Below are 235 nucleotides of genomic sequence, written 5' to 3'. Positions count from 1 at the left end.
CGGTGGTACAGGACGGCAGCGTACTGTTCCGCGCCAGCGCGGTCGGGAGCCATACCACGCTGTCACGCATCATTCGCATGGTCCGCCAGGCGCAGAGCAGTAAGCCGGAGATTGGTCAGCTTGCCGATAAAATCTCCGCCATTTTTGTGCCGGTGGTCGTCGGTATTGCCCTGCTGAGCGCGGCGATATGGTATTTCTTCGGCCCGGCGCCGCAGATTGTCTACACCCTGGTGAT

At 60.9% G+C, this 235-nt stretch carries 1 pseudogene; it reads left to right on the top strand.

Annotation, left to right across the window (positions count from 1 at the left end):
- Positions 1-235, top strand: a pseudogene (locus RTW80_RS30885) (hypothetical protein); the annotation flags it as partial.

It is taken from the genome of Escherichia sp. AM3 (assembly GCF_032029835.1).
GTDB lineage: Bacteria > Pseudomonadota > Gammaproteobacteria > Enterobacterales > Enterobacteriaceae > Escherichia > Escherichia coli.
The sequence above is the reverse complement of the archived record's forward strand: the minus strand, read 5'-3'. Positions and strand labels throughout refer to the sequence as shown.